This is a genomic window from Enterococcus aquimarinus (assembly GCF_001885765.1).
Lineage (GTDB): Bacteria > Bacillota > Bacilli > Lactobacillales > Enterococcaceae > Enterococcus_I > Enterococcus_I aquimarinus.
The window spans coordinates 47,250-72,649 of record NZ_JXKD01000001.1; the positions used below are offsets into that span (position 1 = coordinate 47,250).

A 25,400-nucleotide genomic window follows, 5' to 3' on the forward strand; every position below is an offset into this window, starting at 1 on the left:
GAAAAAATAAAAACAAAAACATATTGGAGGAATTGACAATGGTTAAAGTATATTATGATGAGAACGTGGCAACAGATGAATTAAAAGGGAAAACAATCGCAATCGTGGGTTACGGTTCACAAGGACATGCGCATGCGCAAAACTTACGCGATAACGGCCACAATGTCATCATCGGATTACGTGAAGGAAAATCAGCGCAAGCAGCGAAAGAAGACGGCTTTGACGTTTTCCCAGTGAAAGAAGCTGCAGCGAAAGCAGATTTAATCATGATTTTAGCACCTGACGAAATCCAAGGCACACTTTACGAAAACGAAATTGCTCCAAGTTTAGAAGCAGGGAATTCACTCGTCTTTGCCCATGGCTTTAACGTTCATTTTGACGTGATTACACCACCAGCGGATGTGGATGTCTTCTTAGTGGCACCAAAAAGCCCAGGACATTTAGTGCGTCGTACCTTTACAGAAGGCTTTGCGGTACCAGCGTTATATGCGGTCTACCAAGATGCAACAGGTAAAGCGCAAGAAACAGCCTTAGCTTATGCAAAAGGAATTGGCGCGACTCGTGTGGGCGTTTTAGAAACAACTTTCAAGGAAGAAACAGAAACGGATTTATTCGGAGAACAAGCGGTACTTTGTGGTGGGTTAACAAGTTTAATCGAAGCTGGATTTGAAACATTAGTCGAAGGGGGCTACCAACCAGAGCTTGCTTATTTTGAAGTATGTCATGAATTAAAATTAATCATCGACCTTATTTATGAAGGTGGATTCGGTAAAATGCGTGATTCAATCTCGAATACAGCGGAGTATGGCGACTATGTTTCTGGGCCACGTGTCATTACTTCCGATGTGAAAGATCGCATGAAAGATGTCTTAACCGATATCCAAAATGGGAACTTCGCGAAAGGTTTTGTCGATGATAATGCGAATGGCTTTGCGAACTTCAAACAAATGCGTCAAACACGTAAAGAACACCAAATTGAAACCGTTGGCGAAGAATTACGTAAAATGATGCCGTTTGTCAAATCAGCAGAGTAAGTAAAGCGAGGTGGACCTTTTGGAGTATGTGACGAAAGAACAGATTGAAGCAGCTTATGAAAGTTTTAAAGGAGCAGTCACGCATACTCCTTTGCAATACGATGCTTATTTGTCCCAAAAATATCAAGCCAATGTGTACTTGAAAAGAGAAGATTTACAAAAAGTGCGCTCGTTTAAATTACGTGGTGCGTATCATGCCATTCAACAACGAACAACCCTCGAGTTAAGTCGAGGTGTTGTTTGTGCGAGTGCAGGCAACCATGCGCAAGGCGTGGCGTATACGTGTCGTGAGAAAGAAATTCAAGCAACGATTTTTATGCCGACAACGACTCCCCAACAAAAAGTGTCTCAAGTCGCCTTTTTTGGCGGTGATTGGGTGGATATTCGTCTCGTTGGTGATAATTTTGATCTATCGGCCCAAGCGGCTAAAGAATATGCAACCATACAAGGGATGGCCTTCATCGATCCGTTCAATGATCCAGCGATTATCGCCGGTCAAGGAACGGTGGCCCTTGAAATCATGGAAGACTTGCAGAAATTGCAAGTGACGCCTGATTTTGTGGTGTCTGCGATTGGTGGCGGAGGCTTAATTAGTGGCGTGAGTCGCTATGTCAAAGCCGTCAGTCCTCAAACCCAAGTCGTCGGTGTCGAGCCAAAAGGGGCGACGTCGATGCAAGCCGCCTTTGAAGCAGGGCATCCGGTGGCACTTGACCAAATTGATAAGTTTGTCGATGGTGCAGCTGTCAAAGAAGTCGGGGATCATAATTATGTTCACGCTAAAGCATTTGTCGATCAACTCATTGCGATTGATGAAGGACAAGTTTGTGTGACGATTTTGGAACTTTATAGTAAACAAGCCATTGTCGCAGAGCCTGCCGGTGCGCTCAGTGTCGCTGCGTTAGAAGAAATGCGCGAGGCAATCAAAGGCAAGACTGTTGTTTGCATTATTAGTGGCGGAAACAATGACAGCAGTCGCATGGCGGAAATTGAAGAGCGGGCCCTGATTTATCAAGGCTTAATGAATTATTTTGTGATTCACTTCCCACAAAGACCAGGCGCTTTAAAAGAATTTGTTAATGACGTTCTCGGTCCAAATGATGACATCACGCGCTTTGAATATACGAAGAAAATCAATCGCGGTACCGGGCCGGTCATTCTAGGTGTGTTGTCTAAACAAACAGAGGATTTACCCGATTTGTTTGCCCGGATGCTCGCTTTTGATCCGAATTACATTAAATTAAATGAACATCCATCATTATTTACCTTGTTAGTGTAATCATGCACGATGTAAAAACATAGACGACTGTCTCAATTTAGGAAATATTCCGAATTGAGACAGTCGTTCTTTTTACAGAAAAAGCAAGTGAATTTCTAAATTAAAAGTATGAAACCGTCTTCTTGGTTGTGATTTTTTGTTCAATCGGTCACAGAGAATGAGAATGTTATCGATAACAACGATAATGTTCGCAAAATTTGTTCGAACGAGGCCCCATATGTTGACATCAAATAGGGGCGAGCTTATAATTTAATTATAAATATTCTAAATAAGATAAGGTATCGAATGAGCGCCACAAACGTGTTTAAATAACCTTATATTGTTAATAAATGAACAAAAAAATAGTGCCATAAAAAAGGAAAAAAGTAGATGAAAGTGATGAAACGAAAAAATAACAAAATTAGATGGTCCGATGAATCGGGTATGACGTTAGTCGAAGTCCTCGTCGCGATCGCGCTGATTTCGATGATTGTCACGACGTTTCTTTCTTTTTTTATTCAAGCGGCCAAAACAAATAATCGAACCAGTGATATCAATCGTGCGACGTTCATCGCACAAGCACACTTAGAAACACTCAATCAATACACGTCTTATTCGGAAATTGAGAAACAATACACGTCCTATTCGGAATCTGAGAAAACGGGTTTGATTGTCAAACAAGAAGAAGGATTTACCATTAAGGCGACAACTACCGGACCGACAGACAATACAACAACGCTTTATCTGACAAAGGTCACAGTCACAAAGGGAGGAAAAGCCTATGCTGAAATGCAAACCTACCTCACGCTCACCACGCCCCCAAAATAAATGGTGGCGAGTTGATTTCAAAAGTGAAGCAGGCATTACCTTGGTCGAACTCCTGGCCGTCCTTGCGTTGTTGTCGATTATCATCGCATTAGTCGGTTCCGCGCATATGTTTGGCCAAAAGCAATACCGTAAGCAAGCGGCGATTGCGAGTCAATCGAACGAACTGACAATCGGACTTGCGACGATGACCCGCGAGTTACGCAACTTAAAAGCCAACCAAGTTGAAGTCAAAGATGGTGCGATTTTAATAGATGGTGTCGTGACGTTTTCACTGATTGACGATGAACTTCGATCGAAAGAAGCCAGCGTCATCGCGCAGGATATTCAAACGTTTACTGCCACAAAATCAACAGATAATCGCAGTCTCACCATTGTCTTAATCGGCAAAAACGGTACAAAATACGAAACGATGATTTCTTTTAGGGGTGGTTAAGTCAGATGAATAAAAAAAGAAGCGAATGGGCCAACGAAGAGGGTAGCGCCCTCGTCTTAACATTAATGATTTTTTTAGTCTTAACCGTTTTAGCCACGTCCATTAGTTTTTTAACCGTCGGCAGTTTTCGCTTAAGTGACATTAACCGAGACGGCACTTCCGCCTTTTATATCGCCGAAGCCGGTGCCAAAAAAGCGTATGAAAAAGCCAGTCAAGAGGTGATGAAGACATATGAAGCGACAACGACTACGACTAGCAGCGACTTCTATGCGGCACTAGATGATGCCCTCTTTCTAAATGAAGAACGTCCCTTTTCATTCGACAAACAATTCGGCGATGATGCAAAGGCCAACGTAACCTTCACCGCTACTGATAGCAGCGAACCGCGAAAATACACGTTAACTTCCATCGGCTCTGTCGGAGGCAAAACCCGAACCGTCCAAAAACAATTCGACGTCTCGTGGGTCGATAAAGGCGGATCAGGTGGATTGCCGGATAAGACGGCGTTGATAACGCAGGGTCGAATAGATATATTTAATGATTCAATAACAGGAGATATTTACACATATTCAACTACAAATAAAGAAAAGAGTGTGATTTTTCGAAATTCTGGCCCTGTTTTTAACAATACAACATTATTTTTTCCTAACACTACGTCTATAGATAAATTGCTTGATAATCAGGCAAATAATACTACGGTAAAATATAAAGAATTTGATACTAATACTATTAAATGGGAAAAATACGAAAAGTTATTTGAGAATATTAAGATTCCTAAACAATCGAGTAATACAAAAAAAATAGCAGATGTACTTGTTATAGACTATAACGCAGTGCATACTTTAAAAATTGATAGTCAAGAAGTATACATTTCTTCATTATCATCACGGTATAATTCTACATTGATTTTAGAACCGATGTATGATAACACAGTATTATTTTTAGACAGTTGGGAAAATGTGGGAAACAAAGTTGAGATTAAAGGGGAAAAAAAAGTTACAATTGTAGTAAAGGATATCTTGACGATAAGACAAAACGCAAAAATAAATTTTAAGGATAATACTATCGATTCAGTTAATAAACTTACTTTGATATATTTAGATACTAGTAGATTTCACTTTGATGATTCGACAATATCTGGAAATATTATTATTAAAGAAGCTAAATTACAATTTGAACGGGGTTCTTCCATAAATGGTGTACTGTTATATAATGGGGATAAAGAGGTTAAATTTACAAACGGATTAGGTATTTCAAATCTGTTGCTCATTGCTCCATTTGCAAAAGTATCAGTTACAAGTTTAAAAATAGAGGGTACAGTAATTGCAAACGAATTTGACCTAATGGGTGGTGCCAGCCTCACCTACAACCCAAATATCGACACTTCCGGCTTCCCGGGCCTCTCAAGTGGTCCGGCGACGACACCAAAATTAGAAGACTTACTTCAAAGTGGACCAATTTTAGAACAGTAAAGGATGTGAATACATGGAACCGACAGGAAAGAAAAAACTCGGAGATTTATTAAAAGAAGCGGGTCTAGTGACAGAAGTCCAAATTCAGGACGTGCTGGCACAAAAGAAACGGGATCAAAAATTAGGCGATGCGTTGGTGGAACAAGGGTTTATTACCGAAAAGCAATTGCTGGATGTCTTAGAAATCCAATTGAAATTGGATAGTGTCTCCTTGTATCAGTATCCGATTGATATTTCGTTAACGAATTTAATTCAAAAAGATTTCGCTCGTAGCAAGTTACTACTCCCAATCAAAAAGGAAGATTCGCATCTGATTGTGGCGATGAACGATCCGCTTGACTTTTATGCGATTGAAGAGTTAGAATTCTCGACGGGTTATGTGGTAATCCCGGTGATTGCGACGCGCGATGACTTATTACAGACGATTAACCGGCTCTATGATTCGGAAGAGGTTTCGATTGAATACATTGAGGGGGAAGATGCCCCAGCGGTGAAAGTCTTCAATCAGTTACTGGAAACCGGGGTCTCACTAAAGGCGTCCGATATCCATCTGGATCAAACGGAACATCACGTGTTAGTGCGTTACCGGATTGACGGGGTGCTTCGTAGTGAGCGGCCGTTGCCGAAGTTGCTGATGAATTCGTTAGTGGCCCGGATTAAGATCATGGCGGGCGTGAACGTGACGGAATCTCGTTTGCCGCAAGATGGGCGGATTAGTACGAATATCTTAGGCAAAAAAGTCAATTTACGGGTTTCGACTTTGCCGACGGTGCATGGCGAAAAAGTCGTGATTCGGATTTTGGATCGCTCGAATGTTTTTAATAAAGTGTCCGATATTGGCTTAGAAGAGGATACATTGAAGGATTACCAAGCACTAATTAAGCAACCTTCAGGCTTAATTTTATTAACGGGTCCGACAGGCTCGGGGAAAACTTCGACGCTTTATGGGTCGATCAATGAATTAAATACCGTCGATAGTAATATTATTACAATTGAAGATCCGGTTGAGTATCAACTGGAAGGAATTAACCAAGTCCAAGTGAATAGTCCGATTGGCTTAACCTTTGCGGCGGGCTTACGTTCGATTTTGCGTCAAGACCCGAATATTATTATGGTCGGCGAAATCCGTGACCGCGAAACCGCGGAAAACAGCGTGCGGGCGGCCTTGACGGGTCACTTAGTCTTTAGTACGCTCCATACGAATAGTGCAATTGAAGCCGTTCCGCGTCTATTAGACATGGGTGTCGAGTCGTATTTGATTGTCTCTTCCTTAAGTGGTGTGATGGCGCAACGCTTGGTCAAAAAAGTCTGCAAGGACTGTGCGACAACGCGACCGGCAACCTTAGTGGAAAAAGATATTTTTGAACGACGTCATCAAACGATTGAACACATCACCTATGGCAAAGGGTGCGATGCTTGTCGTCAAACGGGGTACCGTGGGCGCATGGCGATTCACGAGTTGATTGTCATGAATGAAGAATTGAAACAACTGATGATGAATAAAGCAACGATTCAAGAATTAAAAGCGCATATTCGACAAAAAGGCACACGCTTTTTGATTGATGACGGCTTAATTAAAGTCAAAGCAGGCAAAACGACACTGGAAGAAGTTCTTCGAGTAGCGGCTGCGGATGAATAAGGTAGAGGGATAGCATGCGATTATTAGATGAGATATTAACGGAAGCCTATCACCAAAAGGCTTCCGATGTTCACCTCGTAACAGGGGCGCCACCAATTTATCGAATTGACGGTGTGCTGTTACCACAAAAAAGCGAAGTTTTAACGTTTGAAACCACGAAAGCCTACGTGAAAGAAGTTTTAACGCCAGCAATGTGGGAGACACTTGAGAAAAATCGCGAACTAGATTTTTCGTATGGGATTTCAGGGATCTCTCGGTTTCGAGTGAATGTGTTTTATCAACGCAATTCGTTGTCCTTGGCCTTTCGGATTATTACGACGAAGATTCCCAGTGTCGAAAGTTTGGGCATTCCAGAAATTACGAAATCGTTGATGGAAAAACCCCACGGCTTATTTTTAGTCACGGGACCAACTGGAAGCGGAAAGTCAACAACGCTTGCGGCTTTGCTTGATTATATGAACCAAACGATGAACCGCCACATTATTACGCTAGAAGATCCGATTGAATACTTGCATACACATAAACAATCGATTATCGAACAACGCGAAGTCGGCTTTGACACGCTCTCCTTTAAAAACGGCTTGCGTGCCAGTCTGAGGCAAGACCCAGATGTCATTTTAGTCGGTGAGTTACGCGATTGGGAGACGATTTCGACGGCGATTACCGCTTCTGAAACAGGGCATCTCGTGCTCGGAACGTTACACACGTCGGATGCAGCGGGTAGTATTGAGCGGATGATTGACGTTTTCCCACCGGAGCAACGCAATCAAATTCGCATGATGTTGGCCAACGTCTTGCTCGGGATTTTGTCGCAACGCTTATTGCCGACGATTCACGAAAAGGGACGGGTGGCAGCGACTGAAATGTTGATTAACAATAGTGCGGTCAAAAATTTGATTCGCAATGAAAAAATGCATCAGATTAAAAATGTCTTGCAAACGTCTGCGAGTCAAGGGATGCATACGATGGAAATGAGCATTCAACGCTTGATACTGGAAGAAAAAATCAGTCGTCTCGCGTATGAATAAAGCAAAAAGTTGAGAAAGGGGGGCTTGCATTGGCCGTATTTGCTTATAAAGCGAAGACCGAAGAAGGAAAAGTCACGCGCGGTAAAATCGAAGCAATGAGTAAAAAAGAAGCTTTAGCGGAGCTTGGCATGATGGATTTGATTGTCTTTGAAGTCGAGCCGTTGAATAGTTTTTTGAATACCGAAATTAATTTACGCTCCGGCTTAAAACCAAAAGACTTCATTATTTTCTTGCGGCAATTTGCGACACTGATTAGTGCCGGTATTTTACTAGTGGAGTCGCTCGACTTGTTAGCGGAACAAACGACGAATCCTCGGCTTAAAGCGATTTTAGAGGATTTATCGACAGAAGTGCAAGAAGGCTCACCGCTTTCGGTTTCCATGAGTAAACATCCGGCAGTATTCCCGAATTTACTCATCCAAATGATTCAATCCGCCGAAGTCAGTGGTCGCTTAGAAGAAGTCTTAGAGCAAATGGCCAACTACTACGAAAAACAATACCGCAATAAACAAAAAGTCACGACAGCGATGACGTACCCAATCGTCGTGGGGGTCCTAGCCTTAGTCATCACCGCCTTTTTACTGATTTTTATCGTGCCAATCTTTGGTGAAATGTTTGCCTCCTTTGGCTCGGAATTGCCGGCAATTACGCAAATGGTGCTTGGACTCAGTCAATGGTTTCAAAAATATTGGGTGCTGATTCTCGTGTTTTTGTTAGCAATCATCTTTGTACTGCGCTATTTAAGTCAGCGTGATAAAATGGCGTATTCTTTTGATTACTTACAGCTGAAAATCCCGATTATTGGGATGTTTCTGCAAAAAACGATCTTAGCACGGATGACCCAAACCTTGAGTTCCTTACTCAATAGTTCGGTGCCCATCTTGCAAGCACTTGACGTAACGAGTCAAGTCGTCGACAATCGGGTCGTCGAAGAAGTCTTGCTCGCCGCTAAAAAAGACGTTGAACAAGGCGAGTCGCTCGCCAAACCGATGGAAGCGCACTGGTTTTTCCCGAATTTGATTATTCAAATGATTAAAGTCGGCGAAGCAAGTGGATCCTTAGATGAGATGCTGAAAAAAGCATCGGATATCTATGAACAAGAAGTTGAAGAAGCTTCTGAAAAGTTACAATCGTTAATCGAACCCCTACTGATCGTCTTTTTATCGGTTATCGTAGGATTCATTGTATTATCGATTGTCATTCCAATGTTCGGCTTGTTCGAACAAATTCAATAGCACCACCCAACTTGAAGTAGATAATTTCGCGACAATAACCATTGCAGCGAGTGAAAATCTAAAAAAAATAGAAGAAAGAAGGAAATAGAAATGAGAAATAAACTGAAAAAGATTTGGAACAAAGAAGACGGCTTTACATTGGTGGAGCTACTAGGTGTAATTGTGATTTTGGGGATTATTTTAGCGATTGCCATTCCAGCGATTGGGAATATTATTACTAACGCCGAAAATAACACAGGGTTGCGTCAACAAGAATTAGTTGAAGACGCAGCTCAAATGTATGTTCTTGATAATGGAAATACTATACCTGAAGGTGGAAAAATAACATCTGAAAAGTTAGTACAGGACGGATATTTAGAAAAAGCACCAGATAAAGAATACACTGTAACAATAACAAAAGATGGAAATAATCTAAAATATGACGCCGTTCCCAAAGACGAATAACCCATCCAACTAATACCCTGAAAGACTCCATCTGGGGTCTTTCTTCTTGCATAGGAGTGTGCGTATGGCATTATCAATCATCTTGATTTTTTTTATTTATGGGTTAGTGTTTGGTTCGTTTTTTAATGTCGTTGGCTTGCGGGTACCGCAAAAGACGTTGTTTGCGCAAAATCGGTCTTATTGTGACACGTGTCAGCGGACGTTGACGTGGTCGGAATTGATTCCGGTGGTGTCGTATGTCTTGCAACGCGGCAAGTGTCGCAAGTGCGGCGAGTCGATCTCGCTGATTTATCCGACGATGGAGCTTGCGACAGGAATTTTGGCAGCGTATACCTTTTATCGCTATGGTTGGAGTCGCGAGTTGCTGTTTGGCTTGGTGCTAATCAGTTTGGTCATGCCGATCACGGTTTCTGATATCGCGTATCGCAAAATTCCGAATGCAATCTTGCTCTTTTTTAGTCCAATATTTTTCGTGTTACGCCTTGATGCACTTGGCGATGCACTGCTTGGGGCGATTGTCGCGTTTGGCTTGCTGATGCTGATTGTCGTGTTGTCAAAAGGTGGCATGGGGCTAGGAGATGTCAAATACTTTACCTTACTGGGATTTGCATTTGGTCCGCTCGCATTTTTGTTGCTCTTTTTCTTGGCGACGTTATACGGGGCACTGATTGGTGTGATCGTGTTACAAGTCAAAAAAACAGGCAGAAAAACGAAGATTCCGTTTGCGCCCTCGATTGGTTTAGCGGCGTTTACCGTGTTTTATTACGGTGAGGCGATCATTCAGTGGTACCTATCTTATTTTTTATAAAAGCACTAGAGAGAACTATCGGAGGTGAACCATGAGATTAAGAAAAAAACCACATATTTATATTGAATTTGGGGAAAAAATGATTCGCTATCTAGCGGTTGATCCTTCGTCGCAGCAAATCATTGAAAAAGACGTGCTAATTTTTGATGCTCAAATCGTCACGGAGGGGAAAATCACCAATCTATCGTTAGTCGAAAGTCGGCTGAAGATTTTGATGAATGAACGGAAGTGGCGCGGGGCGAAGACGTCGGTTGTTTTACCCGAAGACTTTGTGATCGTGCGTGAAGAACAAGTTCCGGGACAACTAACCGAATCAGAAGTCAAAGATTACCTCGCTTTACATATGAGCCAATTGATTCGCTCACCATTTAAACAAACGAGTTTTCATTTTGAAGTTTTGGAGCCAGGTGAGGCGACGCAGACGATTTTGTTATTAATGTATTCAAGTGAGGTTATTCATCAGTATCAAGAATTGCTTGAAAATGTTGGCTTAACGCCGCAAGTTGCGGATTTATCATCGTTGTGCTTGTATCGTATTTTGTTACACCAACAAGCATCGGAGCTTGATGAAACATCGCATCGCATGGTGTTACAGTGGCATCCGACGCACAATATTATGACGGTTTTTCATGAACATCGCCCGAAATTCATTCGTTACTCGAAGGCTTCGCGTCTGACAGAATTGTGGGATATCGACCATGAAGGACGTTTTATCTGGACCGGTGAAACCGAGACGGTGGCGAATGCAACGGAGATCCGGATCGATAGTTTGGAACGGTTTATGGACTTTTATCGTTACTCTGTGATGAATGGGGAAGCAGGGATTACAGAGATTTACCTAACCGGAACCTTTCCGCACTTAGAACAGGTCGAACAGCGACTGAACGAACGCTTTTCGCTTCCAATCCATCGCTTTTCACCAGTAGAATCGCTTGAAGAGCCGTATTTAACTTTGTATGGTTTGACGATGAAAGAAAAGAAAGCACCCACTCGCAAAAAGAAAAAAAGGAAAGGGGCGTAAGAGCCGATGTTTGAAATCAATTTTTTTGAAAAAAAACAAACGAATTACTTGCCCCACCTCATTGTCGGGATTTTTCTGACACTGCTACTCTTATTGGCGGGGTACCTTACCGTTTCGTATAATGTCTATGTCAGTCAAGCCCGTTCAAACCGCGAGTGGCTCGTCCAAGAAGCCGAGGCCATTCGTGTCTCACGGCAAATGGAAGAATACGATCGCTTGACGGACCAATTGACGGCCAATTATCCGCTGTTTCAAGCCTTGCAGATTCCGATCGCGCAAGTGGCGAGTGATTTGATCGCGCAATTGCCGGATGACAATCAAGGGATTACCACGTTTACGCTAGACGGTGTCAAACAAGCGACGATTGTCCTCGAAGACGTAGCGGTTGATGACGTTTCAACGACCATTACGCGCTTGCAGGCTTTGGATTTTGTGACGAATACGAACTTCATCCGTCTTGACCGTGCAGAAGAGAGTACCTTTGAAGCAGAAATCAGTGTCGAATTAAATGAAGCACAACTGAAAGCGGAGGTGCAGCCATGATGTTAAAATGGAATCGCCTCGCAGTTATTCTTGTATTTGGCCTAACGTCACTGTTGGTGCTAGTGGCATTTTACGGCAATTATTTTTTCTTAACCGACGTCCGAGAACAAGCCCAACAAGTGAGTCAAGTGGTCGACAAGCAAAAAGACTTGTTAGCGACTTACCCACCAGACGAAACGGAACTGGCGACCTATCAGAGTTTGTATGAAGAAACCCAACAGTTCTTACCAGAAGGGGAACAAATTAATGCGGAGTTGTTGCGCTTAGAAGCATTGGCGACGGTGGAAAACGTGACGATTTCAAGTGTTTCACGCGTCGAAGCGGCATTGCCTGTCGACGAAATCGATGGCAATTACTTCAAGAGCCGATACCAAGTCGAAATGACGAGTGCCCAACCTGGAAACATGCAAGCATTGCTTGAAGGCGTGCGCACGTTTGAACGAATTTGGAATGTCACAAACTTTACGTTTACCAAAGCTGGTGAGACAGACTATAGCGGCAGTTTTGCCTTTGAAGTCTTTTATCACAACGAACGAGCGGTAAAATAGTCGTCACCATCTAACATGAAGTGGTCTGAGACAATGCTTGAACCAAAAACGCAATCCAAGCTGATAGGATTGCGTTTTTTTCTATGAACCCAACATAAAATGCTCGCACATGTTTTGGTCTCTGAAAGGCGCTATGTTATAATCATTAAGAAGAGAAAGAACGACGAAAGGATTGTTCGACTTTCAATCAAGATTCGAGGTGGTGATAAGATGCAGATGACCTATCAACAAGCAGGACTTGCGACAACGATTACGTATGGTGAGATTTTGACCAGTAGTATCCAACCGGCAATGTATCAGGACAAGGCGGTGATTGTCATCACCAATCAGCGCTATTATGATCACTTTTTCGAGAAAATTCAAGGCGTCTTTGCTGAAACGACGGTCGATTGGTACATTTGTCGCAATCAACTGTATGCTAATACCTTGGATGAATGGATGGGATTATTAGATTATTTAGACCGTTTTTCGACTCAAAAAGAGTATTTAATCATTGCCATCGGAAACGTCGGTGTCGTCGAATTAACTGGTTTTTTACAAAAAGTGAGTTTGTTGAAGAGTACGTTTTGGGTGATTCCCGTGTCTTTTCAAAGTTACGCCCAAGCACTCGTTGCGGCGCGCACGATTTGCCGGCAACCGAGTTTGGCGATTTTAAAGCAACTCAATTTACCCGAAAATATTTTCCTTGATCAAACGATGCTCTCGCCACAAAAAGATGGACGGTTGATTGATTTACAAGTTTTCATTCGGACGGCTGTTGTCTGTGATTATCCGTTACTGCAGCGGTTGTTTAAAGAATATCCGAATCAAAAACAACTGCAAGTCACCAATTTTACGGCGTTAATCGAAGAACTGACCGATTATTATCAAGAAGCTTCCGAGGAAATCGAATCCTACGGTCGCGTCTTTGAAGAAGCCTTCTATCTCACGACCAATGGCCATTTTCTTTCCGAAAACATGAAACGTTTTTTAGGGTTTTTGATGCATTTTTTCTGGAATGCCGTAGAAGAATCTTGGGACTTTCGCTGCGATAATTTTCTCATCTGGCTCCAACATTTAGGCTTTCCCATTCAATTCCCGACGCAAATTTCGATGGCGGAATATTTGGAGAACGTGCTAACATTAGTCGGAGAAGCAGGGACGCTCCTCACGTTACGCAAAGTTGGGCAACGAGGAGAGGCAAAAGTCGTGACGCAACAGCGCTTAATCGAAGCGTTTGAAAACTATCAAAAAATATGTGAACAACTATAAGGAGCTATGAAAGATGACACACAGTGAACAAATGATGGCCGCTATCCAAAACGAAGATTTGGTTCAAGCGCAAATTGAATTGAACGAAGCAATCAAAACAGATGATTCCGAGACGCTGATTGAGCTTGGGGAAGTCTTACTCTCGATTGGCTTTTTGGAAGAAGCAACCAGTGTCTATGAGACGTTAATCAAACGATTACCCGAAGAAGCGGCGGCTTTCTTGATCCCGTTAGCGGAAATCGCGATAGAAAATAACGAAATCGAAGAAGCTTTTGAACAGTTAGAAAAAATTGACAAAGACAACCCTTATTATCCGCAGTCGCTACTGGTAACCGCGGATTTGTATCAAATCTTAGGGATTCCTGAAGTCAGTGAAGCAAAATTACAAGAAGCGAAGACCCTTCTTCCTGACGAGCCAATGATTGATTTTGCCTTTGCAGAATTGTATTTTTCGAACCAACAATATGGCGAAGCGCACGGCTATTATCAAGCGTTACTCGATGCGAAAATTCCAGAAGTGCTCGGTATTTCAATGATTGAACGTATTGGCGCGTTACTGAGTATGCAAGGGCAGTTTGAAGCAGCGATACCGTATTTAGAGTCGGCCATTCAAGAAAAAGAGACACCGGATTCTTTATTCCAACTAGCATTCGTCTACTTGCAAATCGACGAAAATGAAAAAGCAATTCCATTGCTCGAAACGATTCGTCAACTCGATCCACAATACCAAGGTGTTTATTTATACTTAGCCGAAGCGTTGCAAAAAGAAGAACGCATTGAAGAAGCGCAAGAAGTGATTGAAGCAGGAATTGCCCAAAATCCTTATCAAGTGGAATTTTATCACTTTGCCTCTGAAAATAGTTACCGCCTGCACGATAGTGAGAAAGCGGAACGTTTCTTAATTGACGCCCTTGAAACCGGCGAAAAAGAAGATGAAACACGGCTGATCTTAAGTAACTTGTATCTGAATGAAGAAATGTACGAAGAAGCAATCGAAGTGATTGAAGGCTTAGAAAATCCGGATCATCCGTATGCGTTATGGAACTTAGCACAAGCCCATTATCATTTAGAAGATTATCATCTTGCTGCAAAATACTACGACGAAGCGAGTGATTTATTAAGTGAAGACGCGGAATTCTTAAAAGAATATGGCTTGTTTTTACGAGAAGAAGGCCGTTTACGCGAAGCCAAAACAATTTTAACCACATATCTTCAATTTGAACCAGGGGATTTAGAAGCTCTCTCCATTTTAGAAGACTTACTAGAAAGGTAGGCGTTAAGGATGGCAATCGATATTCAAGATAAAAAGCGTTTTTTAACGTGGTTGATTACACATGAGTTTTTTACCCGTCGTGAAGTGTCCTGGATTTTAAACTATTTAGTCTTGCATGAGACGATTTTAAAACAAGTGCATTTTGTGGAATCAGCACAAAGTACGCCTCGTGGAATCTCAATCAAGAGTTCTTCCGTTTCTGACCAATCGATTACCTTATTTTTAGGCGAGCGACAATACCAAGATAGTGATCAAATTTTTCATGAAATTCGCTTTAACTGGCAAAAACCACTCTATTTAGAGTGTATCTTCCCTGAATCGTGGAATAACGAATTATACTTAGCCGTTTTAGAAGACAATCCGTACCACAAATGGAATGATTCCATGGACCCAACGGTTGTGGAACGTGTCGATCGTTTCTTCCATCAAATGGAAATTGAGAACGAGCTTCAAGGGCTGTATCAACAAATCGACGAATCACTTGAAAAAGCCGATCAACTCCAATTTCATGACTTAACGAAGAAAGTCAAAGAGTTACTACGGCAAAAAGAAGAAGCGACCTAATGACGGTTGCTTTTTCTTTTTGCTGAAAATGGCTTAAGCAATCGACTTTTTCTAGGCAAGGGAGGCTTCTTTTGATACTATAGAAAATGAGGTGAGGAAAGTGCAAGAAGAACAACAAACGTTGGCTGCGATGCAACAAGAAGTCGATGATTATATCCAACAATTTAAAGCCGGGTATTTTTCGCCCTTAGCCTTAATGGCTCGTATCACCGAAGAAGTCGGGGAGTTGGCACGCGAGGTCAACCATACGTACGGCGAAAAACAAAAAAAAGCGACAGAAGCGCCCAATAGTGTCGCGGAAGAACTAGGGGACGTCTTGATTAATACAATCATTATGGCCAATGCCTTAGAGATTGATTTGACGTCGGTCTTTGAACAAAATATGACGAAATTTCAGCGTCGCGATCACTACCGTTTTGAACGAATCGATGGCCGCACGAAAGATGAGGAGTGACAATTTGAAATTAACTCAATTACCATTAGAATATCAAAAAGCACTTCCTCTGCTTAAAAAAATCGAAGAAGCGGGATTTGAAGGATACTTCGTTGGCGGAAGTGTGCGGGATGTGCTCCTTGGTCAACCCATTCATGACGTTGATATTGCGACGAGTGCCTTTCCAGCTGAGATTAAACAAATTTTCCCTCGGACGATTGATATCGGGATTGAACACGGGACGGTACTAGTCTTAGACGGCGACGAAAGTTATGAAATCACGACGTTTCGAACAGAATCGACGTATCAAGATTTTCGCAGACCCGATCAGGTTGCGTTCGTGCGCTCCTTAGAAGAAGATTTGCAGCGCCGTGATTTTACGATCAATGCCTTTGCTTTAAAAGAAGATGGTGCCATCGTTGATTTATTTGGTGGGCTAAACGATTTAGACAATCAGGTTTTACGAGCAGTCGGGAATCCTTACGAACGTTTCCATGAAGATGCGTTGCGGATGATGCGTGGCTTACGTTTTGTCAGCCAACTAGGATTTACGTTAGAAGAAAAGACGAAAGCCTCGATTATCGAAAATCATGCGTTACTGGCTAAGATTTCAGTGGAACGAATCACCGTCGAGTTCGTAAAATTACTTTTAGGCAAAAACCGTCGTCTAGGGGTCGAAATGCTCGTTGAAACAAATTGTTACCACTATTGTCCTGGATTAGCCGAGCACAAAGCTGGGTTACAACGCTTTGCGGAACTGCCAAGCATGCCGTTAACAAATGAGATTCAAGCGTGGACCTTATTGATTGACCAATTAGGCTTACCATCAGACGCCATTCGTTCTTTCTTAAAAGGCTGGAAATGCTCTAATCAGCTTATCCGTAGTGTCCAACAAGCGTTTAAAGGACTGCAGTGGCGCAAAACGCAAGCTTATACGCAAATGTTATTGTACGAATTACAAGTCGAAACGATTGCGATTGTGGAAAGTCTTTTGCCGTACTATGGCTTGGAAAATCAAGCACCGCACTTCATCGCCGCGTATGATGCATTACCGATCAAAGCCTTAACCGATTTGGCTGTGAACGGGACGATTTTGATGGAAACCTTCAACAAAAAAGGCGGCATCTGGTTGAAAGAAGCCTTACTTGCATGCAAAACAGCTGTTATTAATCAGGAGGTCGCAAACGAACAAGCTGCCCTATTAGAATTCTTGCAAGAGACGCAGTCACACCTTGTTTCTTTGTGAAAAAAGAATTAAACGGTTATCGAGTTTACGCTTAAAGATTGTTATGTTAAACTAGAGATGTAAACATTTAATAAACAAAATCAGTGAGGAGCGTTCAATATGGCAAGAGAAATGAAAGCTTTAAAAATTTTATTCCGTAATGGCGAAACATGGACAATTGACCGTCGTTACATTGGTGATTTATGGATCAAACAAATCACAACAAGCTTCGGACGAATCAAAGGAAGCGAATTCGTTGAAATTCATCCTTGTGAAGGATTCAAAATTGAAATTTATGCAGAAGGCGATCATGTTAAAACACACGATATCAACCTTGGCGGCTTAGAGCTAGGAATGTTTTCACGTGCGTTAAAATATGAAGATATCGAACGCATGGAAATCATTTATCAAACAGGCACACCTGATTTGGTTTACTTCCCATACAAAGATAAAACAACTGAAGGATTAGACAATGAATACCAATCTACTCGTGTCAGTGAAAAAACGAAGAGCCTTTATATCGTAATCGATCCTAAACAAACAGTCGATGACGTATACGGTGAATTCTTTTAAGCAATCCGTCTAAACCATTAAGGGGCTATCCATCGTTCAAGCTCCTATCTTGTGAAACGCTAAGAGTCGCGATTCTTTTGCTTTGCCTCAACGTTTTGGTTTGAAGCAAAAAAGAGGATCATCGCCTTTTAAAGCGAGGCATCAGATAGGCGCTACGAGGGGTGGCTTTTTCTTTTTTGAACGCCTGAACGCAAATATAGAAAGTAGAATAATTTAAATGAAAAAGAATAAACTCAGTAAAAAAAATAAAGGATTCTTATTTGGTCTCGTTGCCTTACTCATTTTTACCGCAACAGCCGGCCAAATCGATCTTAGTAAATTTGATCCAGATCGTTTAGAAACGATTGGGGATATCTTTCAAGAAACACCAGGCCAATCAATCTTAACGGAAGAACTGTCAAACGTCCCACCATTTGATGGGGAAAATGCAGTCCTATTCATTAACGACAATCAACCAACGTTTACCCAAGCCGAACTGTCACTAGAAGAAGGCTATTGGCAAACCTTCACGAATCTAGACACCTTAAACCGTGTTGGCCAGGCCAATGCCATGTTGCATCGCGATTTTATGCCGACTGAAGAACGTGGCAATATTTCGAACGTCTATCCGACTGGTTGGAAACAAAAGAAAATGACTTCCGGCGAGATGCTCTACAATCGCTCGCACCTCATCGGCTACCAATTCACCGGGGAAAACGATAACTGGCAGAATCTCATGACCGGTACCCAGTACATGAACCAAGTGCTGATGAAAAAATACGAGCAAGAAGTCGCGGCCTATCTCAAAACAACCAATCATCACGTTCGTTATCGCATCACGCCATATTTCAAAGACAATGAACTTGTCGCGCGTGGTGTCCAAATGGAAGCCCAGAGCATCGAAGACAACGATATTTCCTTCAACGTCTTTTTGTATAACGTACAAGAAGGCTATACGATTGATTATGTGACAGGACAGGCGACAAAAGAATAGTCTATACGAAGAAGCGCCTTTGGGTTGCTTCTTTTTTTATAGGAAGAATTTTGGGAGACCGATGTCATTTAAGGTCGGATATGTTAAAATTACCTTAAGAATAATAGGGGTTAAAGAAAAGGAGGAGCGGATGTGAAAAAGAATATGAAAAAGAAGACGAAATTGATTCTGTCGATAGTCGGACTCGTTGTATTTGCAGGAGTGATATTTTTTAGTACACTTTATTATGTTGATGCCAAATCAAAAATCACGACTTCAGCTGGGAGCTATAATGTCGAAAAAATTGGGGAACTGGATGTCGCCAGTATTTATTACGATAAGATTTTAAATGAAGAAGAGAGTCATCGAGTATTTGGATTGACCGTCGGAAAAGAACGATCGTTGTATGTCTTTCACTTCAAAGCTCAAATTTTCTATGATCTTGCACAAGCGACCAATACCTACGACGAAGAGAACAAAATACTAGAAATTACGATGCCAGCACCAGGTGTGAAATTATTAATGAAAGATTCCGATTATAGTTTGGATTTTGAGTACTACGTAGCCAAAAACTCTGTCTGGATTCAAGATGATAACATGAAGGGATTAAACATCCAGAAAAAAGTGATGGAAAATATAGAAGAAGAAATTCTTGGCAAAGAAGAATTCATTGAAATTGCGCAAGAGAATATTGGAAAAATATTAAATGCGATGTATCAGACCCAAGGTATTGAAGTCAACTGCGTTTTTTTATGAGGATGATTGATCGGTGATTATCTAAAATAATTGATAATGGCAATGAACATGTTCAACGTCTTTTTGCCTCAAGTGTAACAGGCTAAGAAATGGATTATGTAAAGAGTCAGGGAGTAAAGATGGTGAACGTGTCCCTGGATTTGCTGTTAACACGCTGACTGTTATGGCAAATGAAAGCTATAAGGATTTTGCTGAAGGTCTTCAAAAAGAATACGAAGAAGATGGTGTTATCTTTGGTGTATTTAATAAAGATAGCTTTGCGACGATTATTACGCATTACGATGAAGTTACGGAAGAAATGGAAATTCTTGGCAAAGAAAAATCTGAGCAATTGTTCAACTACCTCAAACAGGAAGAATTTATTAATTCATCCGGGCGAGCAACCGATAAGTTGAAACAAGCGATTACTGATCAGGAAATTGAAGTACCGGAAGAATTTATTGATGTTGTGCCACAGATCTTGGTTGTTGCTAAATCTAAAGTTAAGAGTCTTGATATCAAAGATGCCAAGGATAAAGTCGAAGTCAAGGTTGTAAAAGAAGCCTTAGCAGATGACTTTTTAGAACTTTGGAACAAAATCAAATACAAGACGACTTATAAGATTCATTTTGATTCAAACAAATTAATCGAATTTGCTGCAAAAGGAAATGAATCATTTGACGGAGTTGATTCCATCCAGACTCGCAAGGGGACCTACCTTTACAAGAAGGGGATGGTTGAGATGAGTCAAGCCGGTGTGAAGGCTGATGAATCTAGCGAAAGCAGTGTTCGTGCAACAACGAGTGGTGCATACAAATTGCCAGATATCATTACTTTCTTGCAAAATGAAACAAGTTTGACTCGCAAGACAATCGTCGCAATTTTGCAGTCAGTCAACAATCTGGATAGTTTTAAGAACAATCCATTGTCATATATGAATCAGGCTGCGAAGATTATCAACGCAATCAAGAATCAATTGATTGTGAATGGTATTGAATATACTCGTACAAATGATGAATATGAACAGACGCTGTTTAGCACTGAAACCTTGAATGCTTACCTCGGTGAAAAAGGGAATTCGGTTAAAGTTGATGAAAGTAAACAAAAGACTGTTTATGACTATGTTGTAACTGATTCGAGCATTGAAAAGGATTTTGCTCGTAAGGCTGAAATGGATGACAATGTTAAGTTCTACATTAAGCTGCCAGATTGGTTCAAGATTCGCACACCGCTTGGGCCTTGCTGTATGAAGAAGATGATGAGCAACACCTATACTTCATCGTTGAAACGAAAGGTGATACAAGCTTTGAACAGTTACGTCCTCATGAACGGGCTAAGATTCTGGCTGGTGAGAAACACTTTAAAGCAGTTGATACAGATATTAAATTTAAGCAGGTTTCTGATGAAGCGGAGATTCGTGGGTAATCTATATTTGAAATAAAACAGGGAGAAGTAAATCAATGCATTTCAACAATTTGACCGTACTTTTTCTAATGTTCAAGTTTATGGGGAATATGAAGATTCAATGATAGGGGATGTATTTGCTTTTGATAAGAAAGAAATTGAACATTACCATGGAAAATATAAAAATGCATTAATTGCTATTAGACCTGATCCATACCCGGGTCCAGGACCAGATTTTGATATTAATATCGCATATGAATTAGAGTCAATCAAAACAGAAAAAATCAATTATGAATATATTTTGATGTTAATCCAAGCCTTCATTCCAAGTGGTGATGATGAATATGAATTGATTGCAAGAGAAAATGAAAAGGCAGCAACCGAGGTCAATCGTTATATTGAAAATCTATCTAAGGATAATTTAATACTGGCAACGTTAATGAAATCGTTATGGGATGATATTCATCTTAATCCCGAAAAATACCGTGACCAAAATGTATCTATGCTGATGGAACAATTATCAGATGAAGCAGAGCGGGAAAAGGTCGCATCATTTTCGAATCAATGGTTTGTAGAAGAGGAAACACTGGCATATGTTGTCGCTAACTATAATTTACAGAAAGATAAGCAAAGCGGTGAAAGTGAATTAAAAAATACTTCAGATTATCAGAATTACCGTGAAAATACGGAACAACCCGTTTCTAAATTACGCTATTGGAAAGAAGTTCGAAATAATTTAGATGAGATGATGAAAGAAAATATTTTACCATTGAGAGAAAGATAATGAGTAGAGGTGGGACATTGGCTAAAAGAGGAAAGACCATTCAAGTTTTTTTAATTGATGGCGAACCAAAAGGGCGGATCAAATGTACACTCGCAAACTGGACAGGAGTAGCGTATAAAATCCCTTGTACAAGAGTAGAACAATCAAAAGATATAAAATTGCTATCTCAGACTGGTGTTTATTTTTTGTTTGGGAAAGCAGAAGAATCGGATGAAGATATTGTTTATATTGGGCAAGCGGGGGCTAGAAAGAATAATGAAGGTGTATTAAACCGAATAGCCGAACATAAAAGATCTTCAGAGAAAGATTATTGGACCGAGGCTGTAATTTTTACAACAGCCAATAACTCTTTTGGTCCAACAGAGATAAGCTACTTGGAAAATCGATTTTATGCATTAGCTTGTAAAAATAATCGTTTACAAGTAAAAAATAACATGGAACCAACACCTGGAAATGTAACTGAAGAAAAAGAAAGTGAACTTGAAGAGTTTATTGATTATGCAAAAATTATAATCGGAACGCTCGGATATAATCTTTTTGAACCGTTATTACCCTCTAGTCGAGCTGTAGAGGAACCTGAAAAGGCACCGGATGAACTATTACTATTCTTGAAAAGAAAGAGCCGTAAGAGTAACCAATTAATTGAAGCTCAGTGTAAGCAAACGGCCGAAGGATTTGTTGTGTTAAGAGGGAGTCAAGTTGAAGTGATTGATTCAATTGCGATTCCAGCTAGTATAAAAATGATGCGACAAAAAGCGGACATCAACGAGAATGGTATCTTACAAGAGGAAGTACTTTTCAAAAGTCCTTCATATGCCGCTTCTTTTATTTTAGGAATGAATACAAATGGGAAAACTGATTGGAAGACCGTTGAAGGGAAAACGTTGAGTAGTCTAGATAAAGAAATACAGGTGTAATTGTTTTATGTCAGATAGTTCGATGTATTTAAACTGTTCATCTTGCTACAGGCCAAGGAATTGACACGAGTAAACTGATAGGTGGTAATCCGACGAATAAACATTTTATAAGAAATGGTTTTGAAATCATAAAAAATAAATAAGTTAGGAGGGTTACTATGATTAATCGCTCTCATTTCCCTGATAAGGTCGCAGTGAATCTTGAATTAACTAAGTATCATCAATTTAAAAAAGATGCTAGGGATTACAAGAATCATTTTGATAATGTGAAAAATGATTTTCTTGTTACAATGAAAAGCCTAGTCAATCAATTAAATCAGTTTGATTATGATATTCCTGAAGCGTTTGGAGTAACTCCGGAAAAACAAACAAATTCTTATCGCGTACCGTATCGAGCTGGAATATTTAATTTTTTTCGAGTAGAGGAAAATTCCGAATTACTCGAAAATATCCAACAAGCTTATTGGCTCCACTTGAATCAAGAGGCATGTAAGCAGTTGTTGGAAGAAGTTGCGACATTTAAATATTTAGAACAGCGGATACCCAATCGCGCATTGGGTAAGATTCGTTCAAGTTTTTTAAGTTCTTCAAAAAAAGCTGTCTATATAGAATCAGTCTACAATTTAATTGAAATCAATCAGAAAATCCGTGATGAGAAATTATCTGAGAGAATAAATGAAACCTCCTTTGATGTGAAGGTGGACACGACAAGTGTTAATCACTGGCTTGAAAATCATTTTGATGAGGTTCAAGAGATCTACCAGGAAATACTAGGTGTCACGGTCATTGCGCCAGAAAAATTACCGAATATGCAATCACTGGCAAAGTCACTTGATCAAGTGGTTGATTTGAATCACAAGCTTGAGCCCATTTCAAAAACATATGATTTACTTGTTCATGATATTCAAAGATTAAGCAGTCAGATTATGAAAAATGACATGGACAATCAATTCAATCATTTTTCGATTGATGATTTTGTGCTTGCTTATCCGGGATTACCTGGCAAGGTCTTAACCGCCAACTTTTTAAATTTGAAAGAACTGAGTCGATATTCCGGTCGTTTTGAACGGATTGATGGAATTGGGCCTAAAAAGAGTCAATTAATTCAAAATGCCTACGACGCTTTTAAAATCAAAGTTTATGAGAATCCAGTTTTTAAAATCGATATCACCAATCTCTCGCAAGATCAGAAAAAACTGATTCAAGTCATTCATACGGTAACTGAAAATCAGACGATCTTTAACCAGTTATTTGAATTTAAGGAAGGAATGAAACGTATTCCTCTTCGATATCAAAATGCTGAAAAGAATTTAGAATTGTTATGGTGCTATTTTGAGTCGAAAAATAGCGAGAATTTTAGTGCGATTCAACACTCAATAGAAGTAATGTCAGAGAAAATTCCCGCATTAACAGATGAAATTAGAATGGCAAAAATTGCCTTAGGAGAACTACATGATAATGAAATCAAGGAATGGTTTCAATCAAATGCGGCTAGTTTTTATGCGTTAGTTGAAAAGTTTGGTGGAATTAATCAGTCGCAGGTTACCAGCGATTCGGGAATTGCGAAAGAAATTCTAGAAAAAATTAATAAGCAAGAGATTAATTATTCTAAATTAAAAGCTTCTTTACGTGGTTGGCAAACATTTGCTGTCAAATACACGCTTGTTCAAAAGAAGGTGCTCATTGGAGATGAGATGGGTCTAGGAAAGACAATTGAATCGATTGGCGTTATGGCTGATTTATATGCTCGTGGAAAAACGCATTTTTTAGTTGTTTGTCCAGCGAGTATTATCATAAATTGGGAGCGAGAAATTGAAAAACATAGCGATTTGCCTGTTTATCGTCTGCACGGCTCGTCAAGAAATGCAGAGACCAGAACTTGGATTCAAAATGAGGGAGTTGGAGTGACGACCTTTGAAACGCTACAACGTTTACCAATCGCTGATGGTTTTGAGCTCTCGGGTTTAGTTGACGATGAAGCTCATTACGTAAAAAATCCATCGGCCAAACGTTCCATTGTTGTTCATAAGTGGGCGGATAAAACACCCTATGTCATGTACATGACCGGGACTGCGATTGAAAATAACGTTGATGAAATGACTGCTTTAATTAAAACGCTACAACCGAAAATATCAGAGGATATTCAAAGTAAAGATTATTTTGTATCGCCTGGAAAATACCGAGAAGCGATTGCGCCGGTTTATCTAAGAAGGAAAAAAGAGGACGTGCTAAGTGAATTACCACCACTGACGCAAAATGAAGAATGGGAAACGTTTGGTCCAGAAGAACGTATTGCTTATGAACAGGCAGTTGAAGATGGGAAATTTATGCGGATGAGAAGGTGTGCTTGGTTAGGTGGCAGTCCAGAAAAGTCTCCTAAATTAGAACGCTTAATAGAAATTTGTGAGGGCGCAAAAGAAAGTGGCGAAAAAATCATTGTCTTTTCTTTTTTCCGAAACGTTATTTCACAACTCTCTGATTTTCTAGGAGAGCAGACACTTTTACCAATTACGGGAAGTGTGAGTTCTAAACAGCGGCAAGAAATCTTAGACGATTTTGAGAAGGCACCTGCTGGGACGGTTTTATTATCTCAAATTGTGGCAGGCGGCTTTGGTTTAAATATTCAATCTGCTAGTATTATTGTTTTTTGTGAACCACAAATTAAACCTTCGTTGGAAACCCAAGCAATTGCTAGAGCGCATCGCATGGGCCAAACAAGACCGGTTTTTGTTTATCGTTTATTAACCGAAAAGAGTATTGATGAACAGATGATGAATATGTTAAATACAAAGCAGAATGTTTTTGATAACTTTGCTAAACATTCTTATATTTCAGATCAATCAGTGCAATCTGTCGATATTTCTGATACTGCAATGGTGAAAAATATTATTCAACAAGAAAGAGAACGATTAAAATTGGATCTTTCTAAACCAATCGATACAAAAATAAGTTAAATAAGGAGAGAATTATTCAAGATATTAACAAGTTTCGTGACGAAGCG

The 25,400-nt window shown here is 40.5% G+C and carries 25 protein-coding genes; all 25 read left to right on the forward strand.

Annotated elements, in window-relative coordinates; all coding sequences use genetic code 11:
- Positions 1 to 38 precede the first annotated feature (38 nt).
- The 25 genes from ilvC to RU93_RS00365 all read left to right on the forward strand — a co-directional run bounded on the left by ilvC (position 39) and on the right by RU93_RS00365 (position 25,353).
- Positions 39 to 1,034 carry a ketol-acid reductoisomerase gene (ilvC, locus tag RU93_RS00245; RefSeq protein ID WP_071873609.1) on the forward strand — a complete coding sequence of 332 codons (996 nt, stop codon included), beginning with the start codon at positions 39 to 41 and terminating at the stop codon, positions 1,032 to 1,034.
- 19 nt (positions 1,035 to 1,053) lie between these two features.
- Positions 1,054 to 2,310, forward strand: a complete 1,257-nt coding sequence (gene ilvA / locus RU93_RS00250) for a threonine ammonia-lyase IlvA (RefSeq protein ID WP_071873610.1) — start codon at positions 1,054 to 1,056, stop codon at positions 2,308 to 2,310.
- 378 nt (positions 2,311 to 2,688) lie between these two features.
- On the forward strand, positions 2,689 to 3,117 hold the full coding sequence (locus tag RU93_RS00255) for a type IV pilus modification PilV family protein (protein ID WP_169818067.1): 429 nt from the start codon (positions 2,689 to 2,691) through the stop codon (positions 3,115 to 3,117).
- A complete protein-coding gene (locus tag RU93_RS00260; RefSeq protein ID WP_071873612.1) occupies positions 3,071 to 3,550 on the forward strand; it encodes a prepilin-type N-terminal cleavage/methylation domain-containing protein in 480 nt (159 codons plus the stop codon). The genes RU93_RS00255 and RU93_RS00260 overlap by 47 nt, the downstream gene beginning before the upstream one ends.
- 5 nt (positions 3,551 to 3,555) lie before the next feature.
- Positions 3,556 to 5,022 (forward strand): pilus assembly PilX N-terminal domain-containing protein, encoded by a 1,467-nt coding sequence (locus RU93_RS00265; protein WP_071873613.1) that lies wholly within the window; start codon positions 3,556 to 3,558, stop codon positions 5,020 to 5,022.
- Between the two features lie 13 nt (positions 5,023 to 5,035).
- Positions 5,036 to 6,661: a GspE/PulE family protein gene (locus RU93_RS00270; RefSeq protein ID WP_071873614.1), complete on the forward strand. Its 1,626-nt coding sequence runs from the start codon at positions 5,036 to 5,038 to the stop codon at positions 6,659 to 6,661.
- A 14-nt stretch (positions 6,662 to 6,675) separates the two neighbouring features.
- Positions 6,676 to 7,689, forward strand: coding sequence for a type IV pilus twitching motility protein PilT (locus RU93_RS00275; protein ID WP_071873615.1), 1,014 nt, complete (start codon positions 6,676 to 6,678; stop codon positions 7,687 to 7,689).
- A gap of 29 nt (positions 7,690 to 7,718) precedes the next feature.
- A complete protein-coding gene (locus RU93_RS00280; protein WP_071873616.1) occupies positions 7,719 to 8,924 on the forward strand; it encodes a type II secretion system F family protein in 1,206 nt (401 codons plus the stop codon).
- Between the two features lie 90 nt (positions 8,925 to 9,014).
- Positions 9,015 to 9,368, forward strand: a complete 354-nt coding sequence (locus RU93_RS00285; protein ID WP_071873617.1) for a prepilin-type N-terminal cleavage/methylation domain-containing protein — start codon at positions 9,015 to 9,017, stop codon at positions 9,366 to 9,368.
- 64 nt (positions 9,369 to 9,432) lie between these two features.
- A complete protein-coding gene (locus tag RU93_RS00290; RefSeq protein ID WP_071873618.1) occupies positions 9,433 to 10,176 on the forward strand; it encodes a prepilin peptidase in 744 nt (247 codons plus the stop codon).
- Between the two features lie 31 nt (positions 10,177 to 10,207).
- The gene (gene pilM / locus RU93_RS00295; protein ID WP_071873619.1) at positions 10,208 to 11,197 is read left to right on the forward strand and encodes a type IV pilus biogenesis protein PilM; all 990 of its coding nucleotides are present in this window, start codon (positions 10,208 to 10,210) and stop codon (positions 11,195 to 11,197) included.
- Positions 11,198 to 11,203: 6 nt separating this feature from the next.
- Positions 11,204 to 11,740 carry a hypothetical protein gene (locus tag RU93_RS00300; protein WP_071873620.1) on the forward strand — a complete coding sequence of 179 codons (537 nt, stop codon included), beginning with the start codon at positions 11,204 to 11,206 and terminating at the stop codon, positions 11,738 to 11,740.
- A complete protein-coding gene (locus tag RU93_RS00305) occupies positions 11,737 to 12,288 on the forward strand; it encodes a hypothetical protein (RefSeq protein WP_071873621.1) in 552 nt (183 codons plus the stop codon). The genes RU93_RS00300 and RU93_RS00305 overlap by 4 nt, the downstream gene beginning before the upstream one ends.
- 210 nt (positions 12,289 to 12,498) lie before the next feature.
- Complete coding sequence (locus RU93_RS00310) at positions 12,499 to 13,539, forward strand: hypothetical protein (protein WP_071873622.1); 1,041 nt, start codon at positions 12,499 to 12,501, stop codon at positions 13,537 to 13,539.
- Between the two features lie 13 nt (positions 13,540 to 13,552).
- Positions 13,553 to 14,812, forward strand: a complete 1,260-nt coding sequence (locus RU93_RS00315) for a tetratricopeptide repeat protein (protein WP_071873623.1) — start codon at positions 13,553 to 13,555, stop codon at positions 14,810 to 14,812.
- Positions 14,813 to 14,821: 9 nt separating this feature from the next.
- Positions 14,822 to 15,376: a YpiB family protein gene (locus tag RU93_RS00320; protein ID WP_071873624.1), complete on the forward strand. Its 555-nt coding sequence runs from the start codon at positions 14,822 to 14,824 to the stop codon at positions 15,374 to 15,376.
- Positions 15,377 to 15,506: 130 nt separating this feature from the next.
- Positions 15,507 to 15,830, forward strand: a complete 324-nt coding sequence (locus RU93_RS00325; RefSeq protein WP_071873867.1) for a nucleotide pyrophosphohydrolase — start codon at positions 15,507 to 15,509, stop codon at positions 15,828 to 15,830.
- Between the two features lie 4 nt (positions 15,831 to 15,834).
- On the forward strand, positions 15,835 to 17,055 hold the full coding sequence (locus tag RU93_RS00330; RefSeq protein WP_071873625.1) for a CCA tRNA nucleotidyltransferase: 1,221 nt from the start codon (positions 15,835 to 15,837) through the stop codon (positions 17,053 to 17,055).
- A 99-nt stretch (positions 17,056 to 17,154) separates the two neighbouring features.
- Entirely contained in the window at positions 17,155 to 17,607 is a 453-nt protein-coding gene (locus tag RU93_RS00335; protein WP_071873626.1) for a hypothetical protein, read from the forward strand.
- A 217-nt stretch (positions 17,608 to 17,824) separates the two neighbouring features.
- A complete protein-coding gene (locus tag RU93_RS00340; protein ID WP_071873627.1) occupies positions 17,825 to 18,580 on the forward strand; it encodes a DNA/RNA non-specific endonuclease in 756 nt (251 codons plus the stop codon).
- A gap of 132 nt (positions 18,581 to 18,712) precedes the next feature.
- Complete coding sequence (locus RU93_RS00345; RefSeq protein WP_071873628.1) at positions 18,713 to 19,315, forward strand: DUF4230 domain-containing protein; 603 nt, start codon at positions 18,713 to 18,715, stop codon at positions 19,313 to 19,315.
- 163 nt (positions 19,316 to 19,478) lie between these two features.
- Positions 19,479 to 20,735: a restriction endonuclease gene (locus RU93_RS12385; RefSeq protein ID WP_425429258.1), complete on the forward strand. Its 1,257-nt coding sequence runs from the start codon at positions 19,479 to 19,481 to the stop codon at positions 20,733 to 20,735.
- A 15-nt stretch (positions 20,736 to 20,750) separates the two neighbouring features.
- Positions 20,751 to 21,482, forward strand: a complete 732-nt coding sequence (locus RU93_RS00355; protein WP_084131074.1) for a type I restriction endonuclease subunit R, EcoR124 family — start codon at positions 20,751 to 20,753, stop codon at positions 21,480 to 21,482.
- Positions 21,482 to 22,399: a GIY-YIG nuclease family protein gene (locus tag RU93_RS00360; protein ID WP_071873630.1), complete on the forward strand. Its 918-nt coding sequence runs from the start codon at positions 21,482 to 21,484 to the stop codon at positions 22,397 to 22,399. The genes RU93_RS00355 and RU93_RS00360 overlap by 1 nt, the downstream gene beginning before the upstream one ends.
- A 158-nt stretch (positions 22,400 to 22,557) precedes the next feature.
- Complete coding sequence (locus RU93_RS00365) at positions 22,558 to 25,353, forward strand: DEAD/DEAH box helicase (protein WP_071873631.1); 2,796 nt, start codon at positions 22,558 to 22,560, stop codon at positions 25,351 to 25,353.
- Positions 25,354 to 25,400 lie beyond the last annotated feature (47 nt).

Coding starts and splice junctions, on each gene's coding strand:
- ilvC (WP_071873609.1), top strand. CDS start 39: ATGGTTAAAGTATATTATGATGAGAACGTGGCAACAGATGAATTAAAA.
- RU93_RS00255 (WP_169818067.1), top strand. CDS start 2,689: ATGAAACGAAAAAATAACAAAATTAGATGGTCCGATGAATCGGGTATG.
- RU93_RS00260 (WP_071873612.1), top strand. CDS start 3,071: ATGCTGAAATGCAAACCTACCTCACGCTCACCACGCCCCCAAAATAAA.
- RU93_RS00265 (WP_071873613.1), top strand. CDS start 3,556: ATGAATAAAAAAAGAAGCGAATGGGCCAACGAAGAGGGTAGCGCCCTC.
- RU93_RS00270 (WP_071873614.1), top strand. CDS start 5,036: ATGGAACCGACAGGAAAGAAAAAACTCGGAGATTTATTAAAAGAAGCG.
- RU93_RS00275 (WP_071873615.1), top strand. CDS start 6,676: ATGCGATTATTAGATGAGATATTAACGGAAGCCTATCACCAAAAGGCT.
- RU93_RS00285 (WP_071873617.1), top strand. CDS start 9,015: ATGAGAAATAAACTGAAAAAGATTTGGAACAAAGAAGACGGCTTTACA.
- RU93_RS00290 (WP_071873618.1), top strand. CDS start 9,433: ATGGCATTATCAATCATCTTGATTTTTTTTATTTATGGGTTAGTGTTT.
- pilM (WP_071873619.1), top strand. CDS start 10,208: ATGAGATTAAGAAAAAAACCACATATTTATATTGAATTTGGGGAAAAA.
- RU93_RS00300 (WP_071873620.1), top strand. CDS start 11,204: ATGTTTGAAATCAATTTTTTTGAAAAAAAACAAACGAATTACTTGCCC.
- RU93_RS00305 (WP_071873621.1), top strand. CDS start 11,737: ATGATGTTAAAATGGAATCGCCTCGCAGTTATTCTTGTATTTGGCCTA.
- RU93_RS00310 (WP_071873622.1), top strand. CDS start 12,499: ATGCAGATGACCTATCAACAAGCAGGACTTGCGACAACGATTACGTAT.
- RU93_RS00315 (WP_071873623.1), top strand. CDS start 13,553: ATGACACACAGTGAACAAATGATGGCCGCTATCCAAAACGAAGATTTG.
- RU93_RS00320 (WP_071873624.1), top strand. CDS start 14,822: ATGGCAATCGATATTCAAGATAAAAAGCGTTTTTTAACGTGGTTGATT.
- RU93_RS00325 (WP_071873867.1), top strand. CDS start 15,507: ATGCAACAAGAAGTCGATGATTATATCCAACAATTTAAAGCCGGGTAT.
- RU93_RS00335 (WP_071873626.1), top strand. CDS start 17,155: ATGGCAAGAGAAATGAAAGCTTTAAAAATTTTATTCCGTAATGGCGAA.
- RU93_RS00340 (WP_071873627.1), top strand. CDS start 17,825: ATGAAAAAGAATAAACTCAGTAAAAAAAATAAAGGATTCTTATTTGGT.
- RU93_RS12385 (WP_425429258.1), top strand. CDS start 19,479: ATGGCAAATGAAAGCTATAAGGATTTTGCTGAAGGTCTTCAAAAAGAA.
- RU93_RS00360 (WP_071873630.1), top strand. CDS start 21,482: ATGAGTAGAGGTGGGACATTGGCTAAAAGAGGAAAGACCATTCAAGTT.
- RU93_RS00365 (WP_071873631.1), top strand. CDS start 22,558: ATGATTAATCGCTCTCATTTCCCTGATAAGGTCGCAGTGAATCTTGAA.